The organism is Xanthomonas arboricola pv. guizotiae (genome assembly GCF_002940205.1).
GTDB lineage: Bacteria > Pseudomonadota > Gammaproteobacteria > Xanthomonadales > Xanthomonadaceae > Xanthomonas > Xanthomonas arboricola_C.
In genome coordinates this window covers 233,086-257,905 of the sequence record NZ_MDSK01000001.1, presented here as the reverse complement: position 1 = coordinate 257,905, position 24,820 = coordinate 233,086, and the positions used below count along the sequence as shown (strand labels likewise).

Sequence of the window (24,820 nt, the reverse complement as noted above, 5' to 3'; positions counted from 1 at the left end):
GGTGAATGCGTCCGCCTCGCGTCCCGGGAGATTCGCTGCGCCGTCCACGCGATTGCCGCGATCACCGGTAGGAGCGCACCCGGGCGCGACGCAGCATGCCCAGGACAGCCACATCGCGTAGGAGCGGGCCTGCCCGCGATGGGGCATCACCGGGAAAGCCCCATCGCGCGCCAGCGCGCTCCTACGAGGGTCATCGCCACGTGCGCCAGCACACGATGGTTGGTGTTGAAACCGTCGTGCCGGTCGCGATCATCTAATCCTTTTGGGTTAGTCTTCGACGACTTTGCGCTTGAGGAGGGTGTGCGTTTCCGATGAACGAGTACCGCAGCAGTCTTGTGTTCGCTACCCCCGATCTTCCCCTGCGCGACGATGTGCGCCGGCTCGGTGCACTGGTCGGTGACCTGCTCGCCGAGCAGGTGTCTGCGGAATTCCTCGATGAAATCGAACGCGTGCGCACCACCGCCATTTCGCGGCGTGAAAGTGATGCCCCGCCGTCCACCTTGAGCGAGCAATTGGCCGGGCGCGAGCCACGCGAGGCCGAATCGCTGGTGCGCGCCTTCAGCACCTATTTCCAGGTGGTCAACATCGCCGAGCGCGTGCACCGCATCCGCCGCCGCCGCGAATACCAGCGCAGCGGTACCGACACGCCGCAGCCGGATGGCCTGCACGACGCCTTGCGCCGGCTCAAGGCGCAGGGCGTGACGCTGGACGAACTCGCCGAGTGGTTGCCGCGGATCGACGTGGAGCCGGTGTTCACCGCGCATCCCACCGAGGCGGTGCGCCGCGCGCTGCTGGAAAAAGAGCAGTTGATGGTCGCCAGCCTGGTCGACAACCTGGACGGCATGCGCACGCCCAACGAGCGCGCCACCGACGCGGCGCGCTTCCGCATGGCCTTGACCGCGTCCTGGCAGACCGCCGACTCCTCGCCGGTGCGCCCCACCGTGGAAGACGAGCGCGAGCATGTGGGCTTCTACCTCACCCAGGTGCTGTATCGCGTGGTGCCGGTGATGTACGAAACCCTCGAACACGCCATCGAAGAAACCTACGGCAGCGTGCCGACCCTGCCGCGGCTGCTGCGCTTCGGCACCTGGGTCGGCGGCGACATGGACGGCAACCCCAACGTGGATGCCGTCACCATCGCCGGCACGCTGGACGCGCAGCGACGCGCAGTGCTGGACCGTTATCAGAAGGAACTCTGGCAGCTGGCCAGCCTGCTCAGCCAATCGACCACGCTGGTGGCGGTGAGCCCGGCACTGAGCGAGCAACTGCAGCGCTACCGCGCGCTGTTGCCGGAGGACGCCGCACGCTCGCGTCCGCGTCACGGCGACATGCCGTATCGCCTGCTCAACGACCTGATGCGCGCGCGCCTGCAGGCCACGCTGGACGATGCCGAGGGTGCCTACGCCAGCCCGTTAGAGCTGGAACACGACCTGCAATTGATCCTGGACAGCCTGCAGGCCAACAAGGGCCTGCACGCCGGTTGGTTCGCGGTGCGTCGCCTGTTGTGGCGTGTGCGCAGCTTCGGCTTCCACCTGGCGCGGCTGGATGTGCGCCAGGAATCGAGCGTGCATGCGCGCGCAGTGGCCGACGCACTCGGCCAGGCGGATTGGGACGAACAGGATGCCAGGCAGCGCGCGGCATTGCTCGGTCCGTATGCAGCCGGCGAAAAGGCATTGCCGCGCGTGGATGACGAAGGCAATGCGCGGCTGGATGCGGTGTTCGCCGCGCTCGCCGATGCGCGCAGCCGCCACGGCGCCGATGCGCTGGGCAGCTACATCATCTCGATGGCGCACAACCGCGCCGACGTGCTCACCGTGCTCGCACTGGCGCGTCGTGGCGGGCTGGTCGACGATGCCGGCGCGGTGCCGCTGGATATCGTGCCGCTGTTCGAAACCGTGGACGATCTGCGTGGCGGCACCGGCACCGTGCAGGATCTGCTGGCCGACCCGGTCTATCGCCAGCATCTAGCCGCGCGCGGCGATACGCAGATGGTGATGCTCGGGTATTCGGACAGCGGCAAGGACGGCGGCATCACCGCCTCGCGCTGGGGGCTGCAGCGCGCGCAGGTGGAACTGCTCGAAGCCGCCGCCGAGCTGGGCGTGCGGCTGACCTTCTTCCACGGCCGCGGCGGCTCGATCGCACGTGGCGGCGGCAAGACCAGCCGCGCGCTGGATGCCGCACCGCGCGGCAGTGTCGATGGCCGGCTGCGCGTGACCGAGCAGGGCGAGGTGATCCACCGCAAGTACGGCATCCGTGCCCTGGCGCTGCGCTCGCTGGAACAGATGACCGGCGCGGTGCTGCTGTCCAGCCTGCGCCCGCGTGCGCCCGAGCCGCGCGAGGATCGCTGGCGGCCGGTGATGGACCTGGTCGCCGAACGCAGCACCGTGGCGTATCGCGCCTTCGTCGGCGCGCCGGATTTCATGCAGTACTTCCGCCGCGCCACGCCGATCGACGTGATCGAACGCATGACGCTGGGCTCGCGCCCGTCGCGCCGGCTCGGCCAGGACGCGGCCTTGTCCAACCTGCGCGCGATTCCGTGGGTGTTTGCCTGGAGCCAGGCGCGTGCGGTGATCCCGGGCTGGTACGGCGTGGGCAGCGGCCTGCAGGCGGCGGTGGATGCCGGGCACGAAGACACCTTGCGCGAGATGGCGCAGGACTGGCCGTTCTTCCGCACCTTCCTCGACGACGTGGCGATGGTGCTGTCCAAGGGCGATCTCACCATCGCCGAGCTGTTCTCGCGGCTGTCGGGCGACCTGCACCAGCGGTTCTTCCCGGGCATCGGCGCCGAGCTGGCGCTGACCAAGGGCTGGGTGAAGGCCTTGACCGGCCAGCAGTCGCTGCTGCAGCACGACCCGCGGCTGGCCTTGTCGATCCGCCTGCGCAACCCCTACATCGACCCGATCAGCGTGCTGCAGGTGGACCTGCTGCAACGCTGGCGCGCCACCGATGGCGAAGACGACGAGCTGTTGCGCGCGCTGGTCGCCTGCGTCAACGGCGTCTCGCAAGGCGTGCAGAACACCGGCTGATCCGGTTCGCTGATTGGACCGTCGGATTCGATGGTCCAACCCGATCCGACCGTTGGTCGGAGAGGGCGCGGAATCGACAAGCGGACTCTGGCGTAACCGGACAAATTTGTCCGATAATGCCGCGATGACGACTTCCCGCCCTGATGCCGCGCTGCGCCGCCGGCAGATACTCGATGCCGCCGACGAAGTGTTCAGCGAACACGGCGTCAATGCCCCGCTGGAACTGGTGGTCGAGCGTGCCGGCCTTGGCCGCGCCACGCTGTACCGCAATTTCCCCGACCGGCTCGCGCTGATGACCGCGTTGATGACCCGTGGCCTGGATGGCCTGGAGCGGCTGGCCGCCGATCTGGCCGAGCGCCCGGACGGACTGGCCGTGCTGCTGCACGACGTGGCCGAGCACATCGCCCAGTCCGCGCCGCTGGTGGATTTCTGGCGGTCCATCGAACGCGCGCACCCGGCGGTGGAAACCGCCGACCGGCGCGTGGTGCGCATCTTCCTGCCGTTCGTGCACCGCGCCCGCGACGCCGGCCTGTGCCGCGCCGATGTCGACGACGAACAGCTGCTGCTGGTGATCGACATGCTGGGCAGCTGCCTGCGCGGCAACGACGAGTCCGAACGCAAACGCCTCGCCCATCGTTCGGCCGATCTGTTGATGCACGCCTTGGGCATGCAGGTGCCGGAAGGCGGCACCCGATGACACCGGCCACGCGTTCGTGCAGCGGGCGCTGGGCGCTGCGGGTGGCGCTGGTGCTGGCCGCGCTCTGGGGCGGGCTGGCGATCTATTTCGCACTGACCGGCAACGCGTTCGTGCGCGCGGCGTGGGTGGGCTCGTGGTGCGCGATGGCAGTCGCGGCGTTATGGGGCCTGCGCCGTGGCCGCGAGAACTGGGCCTTGGTGGGCATCTTCAGTGCGGCATTTGCGGTGCTGGCGCTGTCGTGGTGGATGATGCAGCCCAGCCAGGACCGCGACTGGGCCGACGATGTCGCCCAGCGCCTGCAGCCCGAGGTGCACGGCAACATCGTCACGCTGCACAACGTGCGCAATTTCGACTGGCATGGCGAAACCGACTACCAGCCGCGCTGGGAAACCCGCCAGTACGATCTGGACCGTCTGGTCAGCGCCGATCTGGCGTTGTCGTACTGGATGGGGCCGGCGATCGCGCACACCCTGGTGTCGTTCGGTTTCGACGACGGCTCGCAGGTGGTGTTCTCGCTGGAAATCCGCAAGGAGCGCGACGAGTCGTTCTCGGCATTGGGCGGGTTTTTCCGCAGTTTCGAAGAGACCCTGGTGGCCGCCGACGAGCGCGACATCCTGCGCGTGCGCACCAATGTGCGTGGCGAGGACATGTATCTGTATCGGCTGGCGATTCCCAAGGCCGGGCTGCGCCGCATGTTCATGGGCTACGTGGGCCTGGCCAACGACTTGAATCGCGCGCCGGCGTTCTACAACACGCTCACCAGCAACTGCACCACGATCGTGTTTGCGTTGGCGCGGCAATTGCAGCCCACGCTGCCGCTGGATCATCGCCTGCTGCTGTCCGGCTACGCCGACGAATACGCCTACGATCACGATGGGCTGATGCCCGGCTACGACTTCGCCACACTCAAGCAGCGTGGCCATTTCACCGCACGTGCGATCGCCGCAGACAAGGCGGCCGATTTCTCCGAGCGCATCCGCGCCGGCATGCCGCTGGCACCGGCGCCCGGGGCCACCGCGAGCGCACCGCGGTGATGCCGCGCCTGCGTGGATGCCGCGCCGCCGCGGTGCTGGCGGGCGTACTGGCGAGCCTGTGGCTGAGCGGCTGCGCCATGGTCACGGTGCAATCGCACAGCAGCGCCGACTTCATCGCGCGCACGCGTGGCGATGTGCTCAGCACCGGCGCGTTGAGCCAGGCCAGCGGCGAGACGGTGCAGGTGGCCGGTCTGCAACCCAAGGCCTGCCGCAGCGACCCGCTGCCCTGCCTGCAGCAACTCGCCACCGTCGCAGGCATCGGCGATGAGCGCCGGCTGGCAACGCAGGCCGAGCTATGGACCGCGCATGCGATTGCGCTGGGCGGGCGCGACCCGACAACCATGAGCGACGCCGCAGTCGACGCCTGGCTGGAGGCCGCGCGGCATGCGTACGCTTACCTGTTTTTCACCGATCGGGCGCCCAGTGCGCGTGCGTTCGAAAATCGCCAGACGCAGGTGCGCGACTACTACAACTACGCCGTCCAGCAGGTGATCGAACGCCTGTTCGCACGCGCGCAGCAGACCGGCCAGAGCGAGCGCGAACCGACTGCCATCGGTCGCTGGCAGGTCGTTATCGACATGTCTGCGTATCGGTTGCCGGGCGGCGGCAACACGCCGCGCGCGATCTTCGCCGCCTCGGCGTTGCGCTTTGACGGACTGCGCAGCACCTATCGACGCGACGGCTTCGGCGCAGAACTGGTGGCCGAGGTGGACCCGCAGGTGGTCGGCGACCCTGCCGGGCTGGCGTTGCAGCCGGCTGCCGCCGTCGCAACACCGCAGCGTCCGCTGCCCACCTTCAGCGAGATGCCGTATGCACCGGCAACGCTGCTGCTGCGCTTCGAGGGCGATACGCTGGATGCGGTGCTGCGCGGTCGTGCCGTCACCGTGATGCCTTACGATCCGTATCGCCAGAACGACGTGGTGCTGCATGGCCAGCGCGTGCCGCTGGCGGCCAACTTCACCGCCGCCTATGGCCTGTGGCTGGCCAGGTCCGGGTTTGCCGCGCAGTCGCTGCGGTCGATGCTGGGCAGCGCGCGCGGCATCGACCGCCCGCATCTGTACCTGATGCAGCCCTACGACCCCAATCGACGCGTGCTGCTGATGCTGCACGGGCTGGCCAGCAGCCCGGAGGCCTGGGTCAATGTCGCCAATGAGGTGATGGGCGATGAAGCACTGCGCCAGCGCTACCAGATCTGGCAGGTGTACTACCCTACCAACGCGCCGATGGCGGTCAATCGTGCGGAAATCCAGGCATTGGTGGAACGCAGCCTGCAGCACTTCGACCCGTCCGGCAGCGCGATTGCATCGCACGACATGGTGTTGATCGGCCACAGCATGGGCGGCGTCATCGGGCGGCTGCTGGTGTCGTCCTCCGGCGAGCAGTTATGGAATTCCCTGCTGGAAAACTATCGACTGGAGGGCGAACGCGGCGCACGCATCCGCGCGAAGTTGTCGCCGTTGCTGCATTTTTCGCCAATGCCGCAGGTCGACCGCGCCATCTTCATCGCCGCGCCGCATCGCGGCACGCCCTTGGCCGAAGGTGGGCTGGGACGTTTTGTCGGCAAATTGGTGCGTCTGCCCATCGCCTTGCTGGATCGCTTTGGCGATGTGATGCAGGACCTGGCCAGCAGCGCACGTGACGATCAGGATGGCGACTACCGACGCAAGGGCCGCGTGCTGGTGCCCACCAGCATCGACAACCTGCGTGATACCGACCCGTTCGTGCGCGCCAGCAGGGACCTGCCGATCTCCCCGCAGGTGCGCTACCACACCATCGTCGGGCGCGAAAAACCGCAGATGCCGCTGGCCGACTCCGACGATGGCCTGGTGCCGTATCGCAGCGCGCATCTGGACGGCGCCGAGTCCGAACTGGTGGTGACCTCCTGGCACAGCGTGCAGGAAACCCCGCAGGCGATTCTGGAGATCCGCCGCATCCTGCACGAGCAGTTGCAGTCCGAGGCGGCTGGTGCAACGGCCGCGCAGGGCAGGCCACCGGCCGCAACGCCGGCGACATTCTGAAAGCAAGGCAGCGCAGCTATCGCCGCGTGGCCGCTGCACGGACGTTTGGATAAATTCCGCCAGGTGTCGTCTGCCTTGCACATTGGCCCGGTAGAGTGCGCCAGGACCAACGGCATGACCGACAAGCATGGGTTGCAGGCAAGCGAAAAAAACGGGGCAGGGTGGTGAACAGACGCCCGCAGGCGATGACGGCAGCGACGCGATGGGGATCGCGTCGCTGCCGTCGTGCGGGATCAATACGCCGTTGCGCGCAGGCGTCAGGCAACGTTCGACGGCAGCGCTTCGTCCACGATGGCGGATGCCGGCACTCGCACTCGGTGCGCTGCTGCTGATCGGCTGCACGCCGCGTCCGCCCGGGCCGCCCGCCATCGCGCAGACCGCGCAACTGGAACGCGTGGTGGCTGTCTTCCGGCACGGCGTGCGCGCACCGCTGCAGGGCGAAGCCGCCGCAGCGCACTATGCAGACGCGCCATGGCCGCAATGGTCCACACCGGCCAGCCTGCTGACGCCGCACGGGCGCATCGGCGTGCAGCTGAGCGGCGACTATCTGCGCCGGTGGCTGGCGCAGCAGGGCGTGCTGTCGCGCAGCGGATGCCCGGCAGCAGGCAGCGTGTCGGTCTGGGCCAATACCGATCAGCGCACCATCGACAGCGGCGCCTTGCTGGCCGAGGCATTGGCACCGGGCTGCGGGATCGTCGCCGGACATCGCCAGGCCGGCAGCAACGATCCCTTGTTCCGACCGATCGAAGCCGGTGCGGCGCCGTTCGATGGCGCGGCGGCGGTTGCGGCGATCGACAGGCAAACCGGTGGCCCTGCGACATTGCTGCGAGGGCACGCAGCCGAGTTGCAGGCGATGCAGCAGATCCTGGGTTGCACGCGCACGCCCTGTGACTTTGCGCAGATGCCGTCCACGCTGGCACCGTCGGCCAACGGGCGCGGCCTGGTCCTGGGCGGGCCGATCGACCTGACCTCCGGCACCGGCGAGGTGTTGCTGCTGCAATACGCCGAAGGCCTGCCGCTGTCGCAGGTCGGCTGGGGCCGCGCCACACCCGAGCGGCTGGCGCAGGTCTCGCGCCTGCATGCCCTGTTGTTCGACATCTACGCACGCCCGCATTACATGGCCTCACGTTCGGGCGCACCGCTGGCGCGCGAAGTGCTGCAGCGCTTCGGCGATGTGCAGGCGCCAAAGGTCTCGGTCTTCGTTGGCAGCGATACGCATATCGCCGCGTTGAGCAGTTTGCTGGGCGTGCACTTTCATCTCCCCGGCTACGGCGCCGACGATCCGCCGCCGGGTGGCGCATTGCTGCTGGAGCTATGGCGCGAACCGGATGGGCAGCAGGTGGTGCGTGCGCGCTATCTGGCGCAATCGCTGGATCAACTGCGGACGCTGGCGCCGCTAAATTTGGAACATCCGCCGTTGCAGCAGAAGTTGGCGCTTGGCGTTTGCACAGCAGGGCAACGCATGGCGTGCCCGTTGCCGGAGTTTGCCCGGGCACTTGAGGAACAGCTGCAACTTGATCGGTAACCTGCAGTAGCGATCCCGATCTCGAAAGATGTGACCCGCGTTATTCCTTCTCCCGCCGGGAGAAGGTGCCCCGCAGGGGCGGATGAGAGTGCGTGCGAAGCCTGGTGTCGTCGAATACGCAAGCAGGCTTCGTCCCGTACCCCTCACCCCAATCCCCGCTTCGCGCCCCGGCCCGCGCTTGTGGCGTGGGCACTCCAAGGCACGCGCGCCAGTGGCGGCCAACAAGTGCCTTCTCGCCCCCGACGGGGGGGCTTGAAACACGGTCTTGCCCGGAAATGGCGCCACGTTCCTAATCGTCGCTGTCGCTGTCGCTGTCGCTGTCGCTGTCGCGCTAAGCAAAGGCTTTTCGAGCGGCGTCATGCTTGCTGATTCCGCAACCGATGTTGTCGGCATCGATTCAACACGTTGCCCTCGCTTCGCCAATGACAGCCACGCTCCGAAGCTCGATCAGTCAACCGGCCGCCGCTTTTTTTCAGTCGCCGACAATGATCGGTGGTGCTTGCGCGGGTGCCGGCGTGGGACCTTGAGCGGCATGGATGCCGCGCCAGCGCCTACAGCGACGTACTTGCGGCGTGCCCCACGCTGGTACGCGTGCAAGCGCCCGCAGCAAACCGAAGCATTCGCATGGAAACGCTAGATTTTGTGCACAGTTTGATCGGCGTGCGGAGTTGGTCGGCGGCGCGGCGCCGCATCCGGTGTCGGGACACGCCGTGAATCCATCCCAGCAGGCTCGGTGGCGGCATCCATGCCGCCACACGTTCCCGCCCCCGGACGCGGCACCACGCTCCCAACATTGCCACTGCTGATTGGCAGGCGATGCTTCCCACGCAAGCCTTGATGACGGTACGCATTCCGCCAAAACGCAGATGGGCCGCATCTGCGGCCCATCTGCACTTCTTGCCAGTTTCACTCCCGCAGGAGCAGCTGGCTTACTTCAGCTTGGCGTCGGCGCGCAGGGCGTCGGCGCGGTCGGTCTTTTCCCACGAGAACGCGGTGGCGCTGTGCTGCGCGCCGGTTGCGTCGGTGTAGGAGAAGTCCTTTGGCTTGCGGCCGAAGTGACCGTAGGACGCGGTCTGCTGATACATCGGGTGGATCAGGTCGAGCATCTGGATGATGCCGAACGGACGCAGGTCGAAGTGCTTGCGGATCAGCTTTTCGATCTGCTCGTCGGCAATCTTGCCGGTGCCGAAGGTGGTGACCGAAATCGAGGTCGGCTCGGCCACGCCGATGGCGTAGGAGACCTGCACTTCGCAACGGTCGGCCAGACCCGCAGCCACCACGTTCTTGGCCACGTAGCGCGCCGCGTAGGCTGCCGAGCGATCGACCTTGGACGGATCCTTGCCGGAGAACGCGCCGCCACCGTGACGCGCCCAGCCGCCGTAGGTGTCGACGATGATCTTGCGGCCGGTCAGGCCGCAATCGCCCACCGGGCCGCCGATCACGAACTTGCCGGTCGGGTTGATGTGGAACTTGGTGCCCTTGTGCAGCCACTTGGCCGGCAGCACCGGCTTGAGGATCTCCTCGCGCACCGCTTCGATCAGGTCTTTCTGCTTCACGCCCGGGTCGTGCTGGGTCGACAGCACCACCGCGTCGATCGCGGTCGCCACGCCGTCTTCGTAGCGCAGGGTGACCTGCGACTTGGCATCCGGACGCAGCCAGGACAGCGCCGAGTTCTTCTTCTTGCGGATCTTGGCCTGCTGCTCGACCAGGCGGTGCGCCAGATGGATCGCGGCCGGCATGTGGCTGTCGGTCTCGTTGGTCGCGTAGCCGAACATCAGGCCCTGGTCGCCGGCGCCCTGCTGTTCCGGGTTCTTGCGATCCACGCCCTGGTTGATGTCCGGCGACTGCTTGCCGATCAGGTTGAGCACGCCACAGGTCTCGCCGTCGAAGCCGACCTCGGAGCTGTTGTAGCCGATGTCCAGGATGACCTTGCGGGTCAGCGCTTCCAGGTCGATCCAGGCACTGGTGGTCACTTCGCCGGCAACGATCGCAACGCCGGTCTTGACCAACGTCTCGCATGCCACGCGGGCACGCTTGTCCTGGGCCAGGATGGCATCCAGCACTGCGTCGGAGATCTGGTCGGCGATCTTGTCCGGATGGCCTTCGGAGACCGATTCGGAGGTGAACAGGTAGCTGGACATCAGGCTTATATCCCTTGATTCGGATGAAAAGATGGGTGCGGATGATACACCGTCCGACAACCCTGTGCATTGTGCGCCTGAACAGCCCGCTGTGGCGTTAAACCCGTGTCGTGGCGCGGGTTTGCACGGTCATCCGGGTGTCGTCAGCTTGCCATGCAATGGTCGTACTGACCGGTCAGCATGCGCGCGTGCCTGGCGGCATGGCTGCGTGCAGCCACGGCGCTGGAGGGGAATGCGCGATGTCGCTGGACAGCGTGCCGGGGCGAGGGGCATGGCTGCCATGGCGACCACGAGCCGGGATGCGGGTGACCGATTGCAGTGCTACGCCGCGGCTTGCTGCGGGGCGCAGCTGCGTCAGCGCGCTGCCGACGCCTGCGGGCGGCGCACGCAAGCTGCCTGCGCAGCGCCCGATCGCGGCGCCGAGATTTTGCCCTGGAGATGTCCGCATGCACGTGTCCACATTGCACCCTCCCGTCCGCGCCCTGTTCCTGTCCGACCTGCACCTGGGCTCGCGGCACTGCCATGCCGCCGAGATCGCCGCGTTCCTCGGCCGCCAGCGTTGCCAGGCCCTGTATCTGGTCGGCGACATCGTCGACCTGTGGTGGATGTCGCAGCGGCGCGCGGTCTGGGATGCGGCGCATCAGCAGGTGATCGCCGCCCTGCATGCGCAGGCCAGGCGCGGTACCGAGATCGTCTACGTGCCCGGCAATCACGATCGCGCGATCCGCCGCTTCTGCGGTCTGGTGATGCCGGCCATGCAGGTGCGCCGGCGCAGCGTCCACACCTCGCTGGACGGCCGCCGGCTGCTGGTCACCCATGGCGACGACTACGACGCGCAAACCCATTTCGGCGGCTTGCAGGAACGATTCGGCGACTGGCTCTACTACCGCATCCTCACCGGCAATCAGCTGACCAATCGTCTGCGGCGGCGCCTGGGCATGCGCTACTGGTCGCTGGCCGAGTTCCTCAAGCGCCGCAGCGGTGCGGCCGAGCGCTATATCGGCCGCTTCGTGGCAGCCGGCCTGGCCGATGTGGTGCGCCGCGATCTGGATGGCATCGTCTGCGGGCACATCCATCGCGCTGCATTGCGCATGCAGGCCGGCCATCTCTACGCCAACACCGGCGACTGGGTGGAGAGCCTGACGGCGCTGCGCGAGACGCAGTCCGGCGCACTGCAACTGGTCAACCATCATGGCGAGGTGCTGGCCGAACTGGCGCCGCAACCTCATCCCGCGCAGCAGCGCGCGGCGTGAGGCCGCCATGCGCAGCGCACGCCGGCAGACCGCAGCTGCCGGCAACTGCCATCGGACGTGCGCGGCGTGCAGCGTTCCCTGTCCTGGTGCAAGGACTGCGGACGGCGGCTGCAGCGCCGTTTTCGACCGCGAGCCGCAGCGCGATGCGAGCGACGCGCCTGCTGGCTGACTGCCGGCAGGCCAGAACGCACGTGATGGCACTGGACGATGCCCGTCCTGCTAGCATCGGCCGATGGATTCATTGACCCAGATCGTTCTTGGCGGCGCCGTCGCTGCCGCCATCGCACCGGCCGGACAGCGCCGTGCAGCCCTGTTGGCCGGCGCCGCCCTGGGCACCTTGCCCGATCTCGATGCGCTGGTATTGCTGCCGCTGACCGACGATCCGGTCACGCTGATGACGGTGCATCGCAGCGCCAGCCATTCGCTGTTCGTGCTGCCGTTGCTGGGCTGGCTGATCTGGTGGCTGTTTCGCCGTTACGGCAATGGGCGCGTGGCCACTGCGCCCAAGCGCTGGTTCTGGGCGATCCAGCTGGCCTTGATCACCCATCCGCTGCTGGATGCCTTCACCGTCTACGGGACCCAGCTGTGGTGGCCGCTGCAGCCGCATCCGGCGATGTGGTCGAGCGTCTTCATCATCGACCCGGCCTACACGCTCTGGCTGTTGCTGGCCTGCGCGGTGGCATGGTTTGCGCGCGCGCGGCCGCTCGCGCAGCACGCGCTGGTGATCGGCCTGGCGCTCAGTTCCGCCTATCTGGGCTGGTCGTTGCTGGCCAAGCACCTGGTCGACCAGGAGGCGGACCGTGCGCTGGCCGCGCTCGGGTTGAAGGATGCGCCGCGCTTCTCGGTGCCGATGCCGCTCAACACCTTGCTGTGGCGTGTGGTGGCGATGACGCCCAACGGCTACGTGATCGGCGAACGCTCGCTGGTGGCCGACAAGGGCCCGATGCAGTTTCGCGGCTATTCCAGCAATACCCAGGCCCTGGGCGAGGTGGCCGGTTTCGATGCGGTGCGCCGGTTGGCCTGGTTCAATCGCGGTTTCATGCGCGCACGCCTGGTCGATGACGAGCTGATGCTCAGCGATCTGCGCATGGGCCTGGAGCCGGACTACAACTTCAACTTCGTGGTGGCCCATCGCCAAGACGGGCAATGGCAGCCGATCGCGCCGCGTCAGATCCAGGCCGCCTACCGCGCGCCGGTGGCGCGCGATCAGATCGGCGAGGTGCTGGCGCAGATGTGGCGACGCATCTGGCACGAGCCCGCCGGTACGGTGCTGACCGGCGATCTGGAACACGCCGCCACGCCTGTACCTGCGGCTCGGTAGGTTTGCCTGGCGGGGGCGCTCGGCGACTCAATACACCGTCGCGCGCGCCTGCACGAACGAGTAGAAGAACACCGCGTTCGGGTCGCTGTGCACCTGCGCCAGTTCGCGGCGCATGCCATCCACGGTGTCTGCGTTCACCGCGCCGGCCGCGAGCAACTGGTCGGCCGCCGACAGCAGCACGGCTTCCCAGAACCCGATCATGGTCTTGCGCCGGCCCGGCTCGCGGTTGTCCAGATGCAGCGTCTTGATCTCGGTGTGCACATCGCGAAAGCCGCCGGCCAGCAGCAGGTTGCCCAGCTTGGCGCCGACGAACGGGTCGCCGCCCTGGTCGTGCTGGAAATCGTTGAAGGCCATCCAGTAGCGCCACAGGTTGGGCGAATACGGGTGCAGCAGGAACGAAGCGTTCATCACCTCGGTGACGTATACCGGCGAGCCCGGCAGCAGCACGCGCCGCACCTCGTTGAGCACGCGCGCAGGCGAGGGCACATGCTCCAGCACCCAGCACAGGAACGCCGCATCGAACTGGCGCGCCTCGAACGGCAGATCGCTCGCGTCGGCCTGCTGCAGCGTGTAGCGCTCGCGGCACCATGCCAGCCGTTCCAGATTGGTACGCGCCGCGCCCAACTGCGCCTCGCTCAGATCCACGCCGGTGACGTGCAGGTCGGGAAAGCGGCGCAGCAGGATTTCGGTCTGCGCGCCCACGCCGCTGCCCACTTCCAGCAGCCGCCGTGCGCCGCTGTAGTCGATCTGGTTGAACAGCGTGGCTTCCAGCAGGCGCGCCTGTTTGAGCAGGCGTGCCTGCTCGGTGGACGAAAACCCATGCAGATAGGTCGGGGTGTCGCTTGGTGCGGTCATGGCTGCAGCTCCAACAACGCAGGAAAACTCAGGCGGCAACCGACAGCGCTGGCGGTACGCCGGCGATCAAGGCGTCGAAATACGCGCGGGTCAGTTCCAGCTGCGCTTCCGGCGTTTCGGCGCGATTGACCACCGCACGGAAGTCGGCGCTCTGCGGGTGATCCTTGGCGTACCAGCCCAGATGCTTGCGCGCGATGCGCACGCCCTGCGGCTGCCCGTAGAACCCGTGCAGCGCGTCCAGATGGCCGAGCAGGGTGTCGCGCACGAACGCCAACGATGGCGGCGGCAACAGCTCGCCGGTGGCCAGATAGTGCGCCACCTCGCCGAAGATCCACGGGCGCCCCTGCGCGGCACGCCCGATCATCACCGCATCCACACCGGTCTCGCGCAGTACCTGCGCTGCCTTCTGCGGCGAATCGATATCGCCATTGGCGATCACCGGAATCCGCAGCGCCGCCTTGATCTGCGCAATCGTCGCGTACTCGGCAGTGCCGGTGTAATGCTGGTCGCGGGTGCGCCCATGCACGGCCAGCGCGGCGATGCCGCACTCCTGCGCGATGCGCGCGATGGTCGGGCCGTTGCGGTGATCGCAGTCCCACCCGGTGCGGATCTTCAGGGTCACCGGCACATCCACCGCCCGCACCACCGCGCTGAGGATGCGGGCCACCAGGTCCTCGTCGCGCATCAGCGCCGAGCCGGCCCAGGCGTTGCAGACCTTCTTGGCCGGGCAACCCATGTTGATGTCGATCAGCTGCGCACCGTGGTCGACGTTGTAGCGTGCCGCCTCGGCCAGTTGCTGCGGCTCGGTGCCGGCAATCTGCACGCTGACCGGATCCGGCTCGCCGGCATGATCCATGCGGTGCAGCGATTTGCGCGTGGCCCAGAAGCGCGGATCGGAGATGGTCATCTCCGACACCGCCAGCCCGGCGCCCAGCCGCTTGCACAGCAGCCGGAACGGCTTGTCGGTGACGCCGGCCATCGGGGCCAGGATCACGTTCGGGTCGATGGAATAGGGGCCGATCTGCATGGCGGCATTGTAGCTGGGTGGGGGATTGGGGAATCGGGATTGGGGAATCGGGAATCGGGAGAGCAGTTCTGGCCTTCGGTCTTGTGCGGTTGCTGTGTGGGTCAGGTGACCAGTAGAGCGATGGCAGCGGCGAGATTACTGGCTGACCGTACCCTCACCCCAACCCCTCTCCCGACGGGAGAGGGGCTTGCTTCCTTCTCCCGTCGGGAGAAGGTGGCGCGTCAGCGCCGGATGAGGGTGCGGGTGCGCGACGCGGCGTCACGCCAGGTACCGCCGCCCAGAGTGCGATCCGATGGAGAAGATCGAAGCACCGGCGCAGCAGGCTTCGCAGCGTCCGTCGATGGACAGGCCTCAACATGCCGTTCGCGGATCGAAGCAGTCTCGTGGGGATGCCGACGCCCTGAACGCAAAAGGCGACCGCATCGCTGCGGTCGCCTTTGTTGCTTGCGCGAAGCGTGCGGATCACACGGCCGGTTCGGGCACCATGCGCGGCATCGAGGTGGCGGCGCCTTCCACTTCGGTGGAGCGCGCGGCGTAGCGGGTGGCAAAGCGCACGTGGGTGATGAAGCTGGCAGTGGGCGCCTGCGCCAGCGAGGCCACCAGCGCGCCGTTGAAGGCGTCGCCGGCGCCGGTGGTGTCCACCGTCTGCGCGCTTTCCGCGCCCACGCGGTAATGCGCGCCGGTGTCGCCGCGCAGCTGTTCTTCGGCGTGCGAGATGAAGGCGCCCACCGATCCCAGCGTCACCACCACGGTACCGCCCGGCAGCAGCTTGCGGCACAGCGAGTGCAGCGTGTTGCCATCCAGCGCCGCCACATCGTCGGCATTGATGCGTTCGCCGACGTGGCGGCCGAGCAGGGCCGCAAATTCGGTTTCGTTCGGCGTCAGCACGTCCGACAGCTTGAGCAGGCCGATCGAGGTCGGCGCATTGGCCGGTGCGGCGTTGAGTACGGTCAGCACGCCGCATTCGCGTGCCAGCGCCAGCGCCGACTCGATGGTCTCCGCCGGCGATTCCAGCTGCGCCAGCAGCACGCCGGAGGAGGCCACCAGCGCGCGTTGGTTGTCCACGAACGCCGCGCTCAGCACCGAGTTGGCGCCGGCACCGATCACGATGGTGTTGCGGCCGTGCGCGTCGACATAGATACCGCCGGTGCCGGTCGGCTCATTGCTGGGCTCGGCGATCAATGCAAAGCCGTCGTGCGCAGCCAGCGAGCGCGCCAGCGCGCCGCCGGCGTCGTCGCCCAGCGCGCACAGGAAGTGCGTCCTGGCGCCGGCACGTGCGGCCGCGACCGCCTGGTTGAAGCCCTTGCCACCCGGGCCGGTGCTGTAGCGACCGGCGATGGTGGCACCCGGCGCAGGCAGCACATCACAGCGCCACACGTGATCGACATTGAAGGACCCGACAACGACGACCGAACTCATAAATACCCTTGACTTGAATGACTGAATGAAACGTGGCGTGCGGCGATTAGACCCTCACCCCGATGAACCCGCGCCGCCTCAACCGAAATGCGAGAGCACGCCGGCAATGGTAGCGGTCATGAACGTGGCGATCGAACCGCCCAGCACTGCGCGCAGGCCGAACTTGGCCAGATCGTGACGGCGTTCCGGTGCCAGCCCGCCGATGCCGCCGATCTGGATCGCAATCGAGCTGAAGTTGGCAAAGCCGCACAGCGCATACGTGGCAATCAGCCGACCTTCCGCGCTCAGGCCCACGCCCGGCACTTCGCCCTTCACGATACGCGACAGCTCGCTGTAGGCGACGAACTCGTTGATCACCACCTTTTGCCCGATCAGCGAACCGACCGTGGTCGCGTCCACCCATGGGGTGCCGATCACCCAGGCGATCGGCGCCAGCACGTAGCCGAAGATCGTCGACAGGTTGGTCGGGCGGCCCAGCAGCGCGGCGGCGCCGGTGATCTCGCCCAGCCAGGTCAGCGGTGCGTTGATCAAGGCGATCAGCGCGATGAAGGCCAGCAGCATCGCGCCGATGTTCAGCGCCAGCCGCAGGCCGTCGCCGGCGCCGGCCGCCGCCGCATCGATGACGTTGCTGGTGGTCTTTTCCACTTCCATCTTGACCGTGCCGCGGGTCAGCGGGGTGCCGGTTTCCGGCACCAGCAGCTTGGCCACCACCAGGGTGGCGGGCGCGGCCATGATGCTGGCGGCGAGCAGATGCTTGGCATAGAACGCCTGCTGCGCCGGGTCGCTGCCACCGAGCATGCCGACATAGGCGGCCAGCACGCCGCCGGCGATATGCGCCATGCCGCCGATCATCATCGTCAGCAGCTCGGACTGGGTCATCTTAGGGATGTACGGACGCACCGTCAGCGGCGCTTCGGTCTGGCCGATGAACACGCTGGCGCACACGCTGGTGGTTTCCGCGCCGGACACGCGCATCACCTTGGTGATCGCCCACGCCATCGCCCGCACCACCACCTGCATCACGCCCAGGTGGTAGAGCACGCCCATCAGCGCCGAGAAGAAGATGATGGTGGGCAGCACCTGGAACGCAAAGATGAAGCCGTAGCTGTCGATGTTCATCAGGTTGCCGAAAATGAAGGTGGACCCCTCATTGACGAAGCTCAGCACCTTGACGAAGCCCTTGCCCAGCGAATCGAACACATCGCGTCCGCCCGGCACCAGCAGCACCAGTGCGGCGAACGAAATCTGCAGCGCCAGACCGGTGGCGACCAGCCTCCAGTCGATCGCGCGGCGGTTGCTCGAAAACAGCCAGGTGATGCCGATGAGCACCGCCAGACCGAACAGGCCGAAACCGATCCTTCCCAAACCTTCGACCATTCCAATCCCCGGGGCTGCTGACGGCAAAACGAGAAGCCTAGAGCAGGGGGTGACCGTGGGCAAGGCGAGCAGCATTCAGGGCCCGCCGCTAGGCCTGCAGGCGAGCCGGGGCGGGCGCGGGCAGCCGCCTGCGCGCGGGCGGAGGAGCCGCGCTTGCGCAAGGTCATTGATCGGGGGGAGTCGATTCGCTGCCGAGCGTCGCCCGCAAAGACCCCGCCCCGAAGCACGGTCACCCGACCGGATGCCGCTTTTCCCGTCAGCCGTCGACGAAAACCGGTGCTGCCTGCGCGCGTAGCGGGGTGGGACCTTGAGCGGCATGGATGCCGCGCCAGAGCCTTATCTGTTCGGAATGTGGCAGCGTAGGTGTCGAGAGCCGGCGTGGGCCACCGTGAGAGCCTGGATCGTTACCGATCGTCTTGTAGCTAGGTGCCCACGCCGGTTCCTCCCTGTATCGCCCGAACAGTTGCCAGAGTTACCACGCGTAGACGTAAGGCTGGGCAGGCAGGGGAGCTCTACATGGACGTACTTGCGGCGTGTCCCACGCCGGTACGCGTGCAAGCGCCCTCAGTAGACCGTAGCTTGCACTGAGAACCTGGAGATCTCATGCGCGTGGTTGGTCGGCAGCGCGGCGCCGCCCCAGCATTGCCACTGCTGATCGGCAAGCAATGCGTCAAGCACGTGTTGATCTCTGCGGACTCCGTGGCCGCTGTGATCGGTAAGCGATCCATCTGGCGTCACGCGCCAGGAATGGACGCTAGGAAGAACGTGCAGCTCATCTGGCTGTTCGCACTTCTTTCCGGAACCGATAGAACCGGTGGTACCTGCGCGTGCCGGCATGGGATCTTGAGCGGCATCGATGCCGCGCAACCCTGTCGCCCCGGCCGCACCACGTCCTACACTGCGCACGCCGATCCGGGGCAGGGCGCCGCGGAGGTTGTTGGAGTCTGCCAATGCAATACCGTCGTCTGGGGTCCACCGGGCTGCAGCTGTCGGCCCTGTCGTTCGGGGCCTGGGTCACCTTCGGCAAGCAGATCGGGCGCAGCGAAGCGCGCAACCTGATTGCCGCCGCCTGGGACAACGGCATCAATTTCTTCGACAACGCCGAGGTCTACGCACGCGGCCGCGCCGAAGAGGTGATGGGCGATGTGATCGCCGACCTGCGCCTGCCGCGCGATGGGTATTGCGTGTCGAGCAAGGTGTTCTTCGGCGCGGTGGACAGCCCGCGCCCGACCCAGCGCGGACTCTCGCGCAAGCATGTCACCGACGCCTGCCATGCCGCGCTCAAGCGCCTGCGCGTGGACTATCTGGACCTGTACTTCTGCCACCGGCCCGATCCGGACACGCCGATCCGCGAAACCGTGCGCAGCATGGATGCCCTGATCCGCCAGGGCAAAGTGTTGTACTGGGGCACCTCCGAGTGGAGCGCCGAGCAGTTGCGCGAGGCCATCAGCATCGCCGGGCAGGAACATCTGCACGCTCCGGCGATGGAGCAACCGCAGTACAACCTGCTGCACCGCGACCGGCTGGAGCGCGAATACGCGCCGCTGTGCGAGGGCGGGCTGGGCACCACGATCTGGTCGCCGCTGGCCTCGGGCCTGCTGACCGGGAAGTACAACGCCGGCGTAGATGCCGACAGCCGCCTCGGCCAGCCGGGCAATCAATGGCTGCAGGACGAGGTGCTGGGCGCACCGGAGGCGCGGCGGCTGGAACGCGCCCGCGCATTCTGCTTGTTGGCTGCCGAGCTGGGCCAGTCGCCCGCACGCCTGGCCATCGCCTGGTGCCTGCGCAACCCGCACGTGTCCACGGTGATCCTGGGGGCCAGCCGGGTCGCGCAGCTGGAAGAAAATCTTGGCGCGCTGGAGACCTTGACCCTGGTCGATGCCGCCGGTTGGGCACGGGTGGAGGAAGCCACGCGCTGAGGACAGCCTGCGATGGGCGTGAGTGCGGGACGGTTGGCTGCGATGCGTGGCTGGTCGCGCTTTCAACGACACCAGGGGCTGCCTCTGGCCGGCCGCGCCTGCCGGCCCAGCGCTGCATCGCAGGGCGCGGTTGTCCTCTCAGGCATGCTTTCACTTGGCTGGTGCGGGCCTCACCCGCGGCGATGTGATCGGCAAGGCTGCGATCTCTGCGTTGAAAGAACCGCCGGCCAGCACCCTGATCACCTTCTTTCGATAGCCTTGGTGAATCGAATCCGTTCGATTCATGCAAAGATCCTGCTGCGAAGATGAGAATGGCTCTTGATCATTAAATGAGAATGGTTATTATTTGTCTGGCCAACCGACTGGAGATCCAGATCATGACCGCTCATCCCGTGCTGCTCCGCTCCGAACCGGTCAACCTGCGCGACCGCGCTGCCCCGCGCGCCGTCCCCGCAGAAGACCTCATCAGCAGCGAGGCGCTGCTCAAAGGCCGTCGCGAAGTGCTGATCCAGCATGGCGACCGCGTCTATCGCCTGCGTCATACCAGCAACGACAAGCTCATCCTGACCAAGTAGTTCCACCCCCGATTCCGCGCATTGGCGCAGGGGATCGGATTGTCTGTCGCGGGCGTTGCCGCCGCCGTCCGCGCACCCCCACGCTCTTCCCGGCGGCCGGTCGCGGCCCAGTCTGCAGCACACGCTGCCGGGAACTTCCCTTCAAAGGTTCCCGATGATTCGCCTGTATCCGCTGGTGGTCGCGCTGTCGCTTGCGCTGCCTGCTCTTCTTCCGTTGCGTGCCCATGCTGCCGACCTCGCCGCCAGTGGCGACGCCGCGCGCGAGGTCCACGACTTCGACCGGTTGCAGGTGACCGCCACGCGCACCCAGCGCGCCCTGGTCGATGTGCCGAGCACGGTGGATGTGATCGACCGCGAACAACTGGACAACCAACTGGTGCGCGAGCTCAAGGATCTGTTCCGCTACACGCCCGGCGTGTCGGTGACCAGCAGCAGCGGCCGCTTCACCGGCGCCAACGGCATCCGCATCCGCGGGCTGGACGGCAACCGCGTGGCGATCCTGGTCGACAACGTGCCGGTGTCGGACACCTTCAGCTTCGGCAGCTACCTCAACGCCAACCGCAACTTCGTCGATCTGGAAACGCTCAAGCGCGTCGAAGTGGTGCGCGGGCCGGCCAGCTCGCTGTACGGCTCCGACGCGCTGGGCGGCGTGGTGGCCTTCGTCACCAAGGATCCATCCGATTACCTGAGCGCCGACAAGCACAGCTATGTCGGCCTGAAGTTCGGCTACGAAGGCGACTGGAACGGCCTGTTCGCCGGTGCCACCGGCGCGTTCGGCGGCGAGCGCTGGAGCGGCATGGTGGCGGTCAGCCATCGCCAGGGCCAGCAAGCGCAGAACCAGGGCGACAACCGCAGCCGCGATTTCAGCCGGACCGCAGCCAACCCGCAGCGCATTGATGGCCGCAGCGTGCTGGCCAAGCTGGTGTACGCGCCCAGCGCGCAGCAGCGCTTCAAGCTCACTGTGGAAGGCAACGAAGACTACGGCAGCATCGAGGCCTTGACCGGCATCGACCCGCGCGTGACCACGCCATCGCTGCGCATCCTGTCGCAGGACGGACGCGACCATCAGACCCGCGCGCGCGTCTCGCTGCGCCACGAGCTGGATGCGCTGGATTGGGCGCTGGCCGACGATCTGCAGTGGCAGCTGTATCGCCAGGACAGCGAGAGCCTGCAGCGCACCGACGAGCTGCGCGGCAACAACACCCGCCGTCATAACGAACACAACTTCGACCAGCGCGTGTACGGCCTGCTGGTCAACGCGCACAAAGCCATCGATACCGGCACGCTGGGTCACGACATCACCTATGGCCTGGACGGCACCTGGACCGACACCCGCGCCAAGCGCGATGGTTACTCGGTCAATCTGGCCAATGGCGCGATCACCAATCGCGTCGGTCAGGACGTGTTCCCGGTGCGCGATTTTCCCAAGAGCGAGACCACCAAGCTCGGGCTGTATGCGCAGGACGAGATCCGCCTGTTCGATGGCCAGCTGTCGCTGACGCCCGGGGTGCGCGTGGATTACTTCCGGCTGTCGCCGCAGGTGGACGACATCTTCCGCGAAGACAATCCCGGTGTTGCCGCCGAGACCATCGATGAAACGCAGGTGTCTCCCAAGTTCGGTGTGGTGTGGCGGTTTTCGGACGCCTGGTCGGCGTATGCCAACTACGCGCACGGCTTCCGCGCGCCGCCGTACAACGACGTCAATATCGGCTTCACCAATCTGCAGGCGCGCTACACCGCCATCGCCAATCCGGACCTGAAATCGGAGACCAGCCGCGGTGGCGAACTGGGGCTGCGTTTCAACGATGCAGTCGGCTATCTGGGCGTCAGCGTGTACTACACCGACTACCGCAACTTCATCGAATCGTATGCGCCGGCCGGCTTCAATGCCGAAGGGCTGATGCTGTTCCAGTCGCGCAACGTGGACGATGTGGTGATCAAGGGTGCCGAAGCGCGCGGCGGAATCGATCTGGGCGCGCTGGCCGGCTGGCAGGGTTGGTCGCTCAACAGCGCCGTGGCGTATGCGGAAGGCGACAATCTCACCGACGACACCCCGCTCAACTCGGTCGATCCGCTGCGCGGCACGCTCGGCGTGGCCTTCGACAGCGATGCCTGGGGGGCGGAACTGATCGGCACCTTCGTCGCGCGCAAGCGTCGCCCGCAGCTGGACAGCTATTACACCCCGGCCGGCTATGCCACGCTGGACCTGATGGGGCACTGGCAGTTCGCACCGGGTGCCAAGGTCACCGCAGGCATCTTCAATCTGGCCGACCGCCGCTATGTGGACTGGAATGCGCTGCCCAACGGCACGCTGGCCAGCAGCACGGTGATCGATCGCTTCACCGGCGCCGGGCGCACCGCCTCGGTCAGCCTGGCGGTGAGCTGGTAGCGGCCATGCCCATCGCCCGCCCGCTGCCGTCGTTGTCGCATGCACGTGCCACCCGCGCCGCGCTGCCGCGTCCGCAGCAGTTGGCGGCGTTGGGTACGGTGCTGTGCCTGTACCGGCCCGCATTGGGCAACGAACTGGATGGCTGGCAGCATGCGGTGGATGCGGCGGCGTGCCGGCAGGTCGACAGCGATGGCGTGCGCGAGAGCATCTGGTTCTTCGATGCCGAGGGGCAGTGCTGCTGGCGGATCTGCCTGCTGCCTGACAGCGATTTCCTGATCTGGGATCGCCTGGTCTCGCGGCTGCCGCCGTTGCCGATGGAAACCCATGAGCTGGGCGTCGGCGAGCGGCTGTGGCGTCGTCTGGCCGGGCGCATGCGTGGGGAGGCGTGGCGCTTGAGTGCGCTGCGCCTGCAGGCCGCCGCCACCCGCGAGCAGCCGTTTGTCGCCAGCCTGGCGACCGTGTCGGCGCTGGGTGCGGAGGTTGCCGCACGCCTGGCGCGCGAAGAGGGCATCGACGGCCGCGTGGCGGTGGACGATTGCTGCTGCGCGCGCGCTGCCGCCTTGCGCACGGTCTCCGCCACATCCAGCAACAACAACCCATCCGACATGACGGCGTCGCTGGTGCGCCTGCGCCGCTGACGTCTCCAACCACTCCCGAGAGTTCCGATGAGCCGAACGTTTTCCCGTTGTATCGCACTGACGCTGAGCCTGTTGCCGTTGATTGCTGCCGCCGACGCCCAGCGCGATCGGCAGAGCATCCTGGCGATGCAGGGCGAATACGCGGTGGACTTTGCCTTCGACGAGACGGTGCTGCTCAAGCCCGGCTACGAGCGTGCATCGGCCATGCGCAGCGGCGCCAGCGAAGTGGTGATCGTGGTGGAGGATTCACCGCGCAAGCTGGTGCTGCAGCATCTGCTGGTCGACGAAAAGAGCAGGCACGTGACCAAGCATTGGCGGCAGGACTGGATCTACGAGGCGCCGCAGCGTTTCGAATTCAGCGCCGATCAGACCTGGACGGTGCATGCGCTGCCGCCGGCGGTCACCACCGGCGCCTGGACCCAGTGCGTCTACGAGGTCAGCGACGCGCCGCGCTATTGCGGCACCGGTCGCTTGGACTATGCCGACGGCCATCCCACCTGGACCAGCGACCTGAGCTGGCGCCCGTTGCCGCGCCGCGAGTACACCAAGCGCAGCGACTACAACGCGCTCGCGGTGATCAATCGCCACACGCTCACGCCCAATGGCTGGACCCACGAACAGTTCAACACCAAGGTGCTGCGCAAGCCCGACGGCAGCCAGGAAGCGATCGCGCGCGAGTTCGGCTTCAACGATTACCGCAAGACCACCGAGGTCGACTTCGCCCCGGCCCATGCGTATTGGAAAGGCACCCAAGGCTACTGGGCCAAGGTGCGCACGCGCTGGGCCAGGTTGCTCGATACGCCGCCCGGCCTGCATCTGAAGACCAAGCCGGACGGCATGGCGATGATCATGCCGATGTTCCAGCAGGCCGAGGCGGTGCAGAGCGGCAAGCGGGTCAAGGACGCGCAGCTGGACGCGGTGTTCGCTCAGTGGGTCGAACCGGCGAACTAGGCACCCGCACACCGTAGGAGCGCACCCGGGCGCGACGTGGCATTCCCGACAAGGCCCATCGCGCCACAGGACACTTTGCGAGGTCGCGCCCAGGTGCGCTCCTACCAGCGAGACGGCGGTTGGTGGTTATTCCTTGAACATCAGGAATGCCGCGACCAGGATCAAGCCGAATGCGGCCCAGTGATTCCACTTCAACGACTGGCCCAGGTAGAACGTCGAGAAGCCGGCGAACACCAGCAGCGTGATCACTTCCTGCATGCCCTTGAGCTGCGGCGCCGAATACACCGCGCTGCCCAGGCGGTTGCCTGGCACCTGCAGGCAGTATTCGAAGAACGCGATGCCCCAGCTGACCAGGATCGCGATCATCAGTGGCGTGCTCTTGTACTTCAGATGCCCGTACCAGGCAAAGGTCATGAACACGTTGCTGGCGATCAGCAACAGCACCGGATACAGATAGGCAGTGAAGGGGGCGGTAGGCATGACGGCAGACGGCAGCAAAGGGGCCGGCAGCATAAGCCAGCCCCGTTAAGCGCACGCGACCGTGCCGATGAGCCCGGCACGTAGGCTCAGGGCGCTGGTGGCTGGCGCGACACGTTCATCTGCAGCGTGGCCAGGCAAAACGCCTGGCCACGCACCGCTGCGCTCGCAGCGTCTA

20 protein-coding genes are annotated in these 24,820 nt (G+C 67.1%); 12 read left to right on the top strand and 8 right to left on the bottom strand.

The window, feature by feature from the left end; all coding sequences use genetic code 11:
- The first annotated feature begins 311 nt into the window (after positions 1-311).
- The 5 genes from ppc (at position 312) to XarbCFBP7408_RS01305 (ending at position 8,300) form a co-directional block, all read left to right on the top strand.
- Entirely contained in the window at positions 312-3,026 is a 2,715-nt protein-coding gene (gene ppc / locus XarbCFBP7408_RS01325) for a phosphoenolpyruvate carboxylase (RefSeq protein WP_104560666.1), read from the top strand.
- Positions 3,027-3,150: 124 nt separating this feature from the next.
- Positions 3,151-3,723, top strand: a complete 573-nt coding sequence (locus tag XarbCFBP7408_RS01320) for a TetR/AcrR family transcriptional regulator (protein ID WP_102581988.1) — start codon at positions 3,151-3,153, stop codon at positions 3,721-3,723.
- Positions 3,720-4,757, top strand: a complete 1,038-nt coding sequence (locus XarbCFBP7408_RS01315) for a DUF4105 domain-containing protein (RefSeq protein ID WP_104560664.1) — start codon at positions 3,720-3,722, stop codon at positions 4,755-4,757. Before XarbCFBP7408_RS01320 ends, XarbCFBP7408_RS01315 begins: the two co-directional genes overlap by 4 nt.
- Positions 4,754-6,775, top strand: coding sequence for an alpha/beta fold hydrolase (locus XarbCFBP7408_RS01310; protein WP_181106131.1), 2,022 nt, complete (start codon positions 4,754-4,756; stop codon positions 6,773-6,775). The genes XarbCFBP7408_RS01315 and XarbCFBP7408_RS01310 overlap by 4 nt, the downstream gene beginning before the upstream one ends.
- Before the next feature lie 298 nt (positions 6,776-7,073).
- Positions 7,074-8,300 carry a histidine-type phosphatase gene (locus tag XarbCFBP7408_RS01305; protein WP_181106134.1) on the top strand — a complete coding sequence of 409 codons (1,227 nt, stop codon included), beginning with the start codon at positions 7,074-7,076 and terminating at the stop codon, positions 8,298-8,300.
- Positions 8,301-9,229: 929 nt separating this feature from the next.
- Here the strand turns inward: XarbCFBP7408_RS01305 and metK are convergent.
- Positions 9,230-10,441, bottom strand: coding sequence for a methionine adenosyltransferase (gene metK / locus XarbCFBP7408_RS01300; protein WP_104560660.1), 1,212 nt, complete (start codon positions 10,439-10,441; stop codon positions 9,230-9,232).
- A gap of 446 nt (positions 10,442-10,887) precedes the next feature.
- Here metK and XarbCFBP7408_RS01295 point away from each other — a divergent pair, with 446 nt between their 5' ends.
- Together XarbCFBP7408_RS01295 and XarbCFBP7408_RS01290 are read left to right on the top strand one after the other, a co-directional pair.
- Positions 10,888-11,694, top strand: a complete 807-nt coding sequence (locus XarbCFBP7408_RS01295) for a UDP-2,3-diacylglucosamine diphosphatase (RefSeq protein WP_104560658.1) — start codon at positions 10,888-10,890, stop codon at positions 11,692-11,694.
- 232 nt (positions 11,695-11,926) lie between these two features.
- On the top strand, positions 11,927-13,015 hold the full coding sequence (locus XarbCFBP7408_RS01290; protein ID WP_104560656.1) for a metal-dependent hydrolase: 1,089 nt from the start codon (positions 11,927-11,929) through the stop codon (positions 13,013-13,015).
- A 27-nt stretch (positions 13,016-13,042) separates the two neighbouring features.
- Here the strand turns inward: XarbCFBP7408_RS01290 and XarbCFBP7408_RS01285 are convergent, their stop codons facing one another.
- From XarbCFBP7408_RS01285 to XarbCFBP7408_RS22930, 5 genes are all read right to left on the bottom strand, one after another.
- Complete coding sequence (locus XarbCFBP7408_RS01285; protein WP_104560654.1) at positions 13,043-13,870, bottom strand: methyltransferase domain-containing protein; 828 nt, start codon at positions 13,868-13,870, stop codon at positions 13,043-13,045.
- A gap of 28 nt (positions 13,871-13,898) precedes the next feature.
- Complete coding sequence (gene dusB / locus XarbCFBP7408_RS01280; protein ID WP_104560652.1) at positions 13,899-14,897, bottom strand: tRNA dihydrouridine synthase DusB; 999 nt, start codon at positions 14,895-14,897, stop codon at positions 13,899-13,901.
- A 462-nt stretch (positions 14,898-15,359) separates the two neighbouring features.
- On the bottom strand, positions 15,360-16,316 hold the full coding sequence (locus XarbCFBP7408_RS01275; RefSeq protein ID WP_104560650.1) for a ribokinase: 957 nt from the start codon (positions 16,314-16,316) through the stop codon (positions 15,360-15,362).
- 78 nt (positions 16,317-16,394) lie between these two features.
- Positions 16,395-17,693 (bottom strand): NupC/NupG family nucleoside CNT transporter, encoded by a 1,299-nt coding sequence (locus tag XarbCFBP7408_RS01270; protein WP_016903833.1) that lies wholly within the window; start codon positions 17,691-17,693, stop codon positions 16,395-16,397.
- Between the two features lie 564 nt (positions 17,694-18,257).
- Entirely contained in the window at positions 18,258-18,644 is a 387-nt protein-coding gene (locus XarbCFBP7408_RS22930; RefSeq protein WP_146093720.1) for a hypothetical protein, read from the bottom strand.
- Between XarbCFBP7408_RS22930 and XarbCFBP7408_RS01265 the strand changes: the two genes are divergently transcribed.
- A complete protein-coding gene (locus tag XarbCFBP7408_RS01265; RefSeq protein ID WP_104560648.1) occupies positions 18,644-19,612 on the top strand; it encodes a potassium channel beta subunit family protein in 969 nt (322 codons plus the stop codon). The two genes, XarbCFBP7408_RS22930 and XarbCFBP7408_RS01265, sit on opposite strands and share 1 nt — an antisense overlap.
- Before the next feature lie 150 nt (positions 19,613-19,762).
- On the opposite strand, the gene XarbCFBP7408_RS23040 is transcribed toward XarbCFBP7408_RS01265, so the two are convergent.
- On the bottom strand, positions 19,763-19,897 hold the full coding sequence (locus tag XarbCFBP7408_RS23040) for a hypothetical protein (protein WP_258071965.1): 135 nt from the start codon (positions 19,895-19,897) through the stop codon (positions 19,763-19,765).
- Positions 19,898-19,947: 50 nt separating this feature from the next.
- Between XarbCFBP7408_RS23040 and hemP the strand changes: the two genes are divergently transcribed.
- The 4 genes from hemP (at position 19,948) to XarbCFBP7408_RS01245 (ending at position 24,165) form a co-directional block, all read left to right on the top strand.
- Positions 19,948-20,187 carry a hemin uptake protein HemP gene (gene hemP / locus XarbCFBP7408_RS01260; RefSeq protein WP_024938306.1) on the top strand — a complete coding sequence of 80 codons (240 nt, stop codon included), beginning with the start codon at positions 19,948-19,950 and terminating at the stop codon, positions 20,185-20,187.
- 154 nt (positions 20,188-20,341) lie between these two features.
- Entirely contained in the window at positions 20,342-22,576 is a 2,235-nt protein-coding gene (locus XarbCFBP7408_RS01255; protein ID WP_104560646.1) for a TonB-dependent hemoglobin/transferrin/lactoferrin family receptor, read from the top strand.
- Positions 22,577-22,581: 5 nt separating this feature from the next.
- Complete coding sequence (locus XarbCFBP7408_RS01250) at positions 22,582-23,214, top strand: Hemin transport protein (protein WP_104560644.1); 633 nt, start codon at positions 22,582-22,584, stop codon at positions 23,212-23,214.
- Between the two features lie 27 nt (positions 23,215-23,241).
- Positions 23,242-24,165 (top strand): DUF6607 family protein, encoded by a 924-nt coding sequence (locus tag XarbCFBP7408_RS01245; RefSeq protein ID WP_104560642.1) that lies wholly within the window; start codon positions 23,242-23,244, stop codon positions 24,163-24,165.
- A 126-nt stretch (positions 24,166-24,291) separates the two neighbouring features.
- Here XarbCFBP7408_RS01245 and XarbCFBP7408_RS01240 read toward each other — a convergent pair whose 3' ends face one another.
- Positions 24,292-24,645, bottom strand: a complete 354-nt coding sequence (locus tag XarbCFBP7408_RS01240) for a DMT family protein (protein ID WP_024938302.1) — start codon at positions 24,643-24,645, stop codon at positions 24,292-24,294.
- Positions 24,646-24,820: the final 175 nt, after the last annotated feature.

Bases quoted from the DNA above. Each gene is read 5' to 3' on its own strand.
- ppc (WP_104560666.1), top strand. From the start codon at position 312: ATGAACGAGTACCGCAGCAGTCTTGTGTTCGCTACCCCCGATCTTCCC.
- XarbCFBP7408_RS01320 (WP_102581988.1), top strand. From the start codon at position 3,151: ATGACGACTTCCCGCCCTGATGCCGCGCTGCGCCGCCGGCAGATACTC.
- XarbCFBP7408_RS01315 (WP_104560664.1), top strand. From the start codon at position 3,720: ATGACACCGGCCACGCGTTCGTGCAGCGGGCGCTGGGCGCTGCGGGTG.
- XarbCFBP7408_RS01305 (WP_181106134.1), top strand. From the start codon at position 7,074: ATGCCGGCACTCGCACTCGGTGCGCTGCTGCTGATCGGCTGCACGCCG.
- metK (WP_104560660.1), bottom strand. From the start codon at position 10,441: ATGTCCAGCTACCTGTTCACCTCCGAATCGGTCTCCGAAGGCCATCCG.
- XarbCFBP7408_RS01295 (WP_104560658.1), top strand. From the start codon at position 10,888: ATGCACGTGTCCACATTGCACCCTCCCGTCCGCGCCCTGTTCCTGTCC.
- XarbCFBP7408_RS01290 (WP_104560656.1), top strand. From the start codon at position 11,927: ATGGATTCATTGACCCAGATCGTTCTTGGCGGCGCCGTCGCTGCCGCC.
- XarbCFBP7408_RS01285 (WP_104560654.1), bottom strand. From the start codon at position 13,870: ATGACCGCACCAAGCGACACCCCGACCTATCTGCATGGGTTTTCGTCC.
- dusB (WP_104560652.1), bottom strand. From the start codon at position 14,897: ATGCAGATCGGCCCCTATTCCATCGACCCGAACGTGATCCTGGCCCCG.
- XarbCFBP7408_RS01275 (WP_104560650.1), bottom strand. From the start codon at position 16,316: ATGAGTTCGGTCGTCGTTGTCGGGTCCTTCAATGTCGATCACGTGTGG.
- XarbCFBP7408_RS01270 (WP_016903833.1), bottom strand. From the start codon at position 17,693: ATGGTCGAAGGTTTGGGAAGGATCGGTTTCGGCCTGTTCGGTCTGGCG.
- XarbCFBP7408_RS01265 (WP_104560648.1), top strand. From the start codon at position 18,644: ATGCAATACCGTCGTCTGGGGTCCACCGGGCTGCAGCTGTCGGCCCTG.
- XarbCFBP7408_RS23040 (WP_258071965.1), bottom strand. From the start codon at position 19,897: ATGAATCGAACGGATTCGATTCACCAAGGCTATCGAAAGAAGGTGATC.
- hemP (WP_024938306.1), top strand. From the start codon at position 19,948: ATGGTTATTATTTGTCTGGCCAACCGACTGGAGATCCAGATCATGACC.
- XarbCFBP7408_RS01255 (WP_104560646.1), top strand. From the start codon at position 20,342: ATGATTCGCCTGTATCCGCTGGTGGTCGCGCTGTCGCTTGCGCTGCCT.
- XarbCFBP7408_RS01250 (WP_104560644.1), top strand. From the start codon at position 22,582: ATGCCCATCGCCCGCCCGCTGCCGTCGTTGTCGCATGCACGTGCCACC.
- XarbCFBP7408_RS01245 (WP_104560642.1), top strand. From the start codon at position 23,242: ATGAGCCGAACGTTTTCCCGTTGTATCGCACTGACGCTGAGCCTGTTG.
- XarbCFBP7408_RS01240 (WP_024938302.1), bottom strand. From the start codon at position 24,645: ATGCCTACCGCCCCCTTCACTGCCTATCTGTATCCGGTGCTGTTGCTG.